This is a genomic window from Vibrio sp. 1978 (genome assembly GCF_033344345.1).
This window is the reverse complement of record NZ_JAWPOP010000349.1, coordinates 1-777: the sequence shown is the minus strand read 5'-3', so window position 1 is coordinate 777 and position 777 is coordinate 1. Positions and strand designations below refer to the sequence as shown.

Annotated in this window: 1 protein-coding gene; it reads right to left on the bottom strand. The window is 48.1% G+C overall.

The window, feature by feature from the left end; all coding sequences use genetic code 11:
* Positions 1 to 776 (bottom strand): pyruvate kinase (locus R8N49_RS26555; protein ID WP_318190374.1); only part of this gene is annotated, 776 nt, incomplete at its 3' end.
* Between the last annotated feature and the right edge of the window lies 1 nt (position 777).

Genomic DNA, 777 nt, shown 5'->3' with positions numbered 1-777 from the left:
GTCGCGGTAATGACTGGCTTACCCCAATGTTTAGAACGATTGATCAATGATTTTTGCACCATTGGCAGTCGTGCGTCGCCAATCTCTACGCCTAAATCGCCGCGAGCAACCATAATGATGTCTGATGCTTTAATGACATCATCCATGGCTTCTTTGGTTTCAACTATTTCTGCGCGTTCTACCTTCGCGACAATCTTGGCGTGACAACCTGCTTTTTGCGCCAAGCTGCGAGCGTATTCGATATCTTGTGCATTGCGCGGGAAAGAAATGGCAAGGAAGTCGGCTCGAAGTTTAGCTGCGGTGTCGATGTCTTGAATGTCTTTCGCGGTAAGAGCCGGAGCGGAAAGACCGCCACCTAACAAGTTAATGCCTTTACGGTTAGACAATTTACCGCTGTTCAATACTGTGGTTTTAATCCACTGCTCGTCACGGTGTACTTGGCTTACTTTTAGCTGAATGCGGCCATCATCTAGCAGCAGAATATCGCCTTCGTTCACGTCTTGAATCAGCTCTGGGTAATCAAGCCCAACCATTTCTTGGGTTCCAGATTGTGCGTCAAGTGTGCCGCTCAGGGTGAATACGTCGCCTTGATTGAGTAGAACTGCGCCATTTTCGAAGCAAGAAATACGAATCTTAGGGCCTTGTAAATCGACTAACACACCAACATAAGTGTCGAGTTCGGCCGCAATTTCACGAACTAAATTCGCGCGGGCAATGTGTTCTTGCGCCGTTCCGTGAGAAAAATTGAGTCTGACTACGTTCGCGCCTGCTCGAATC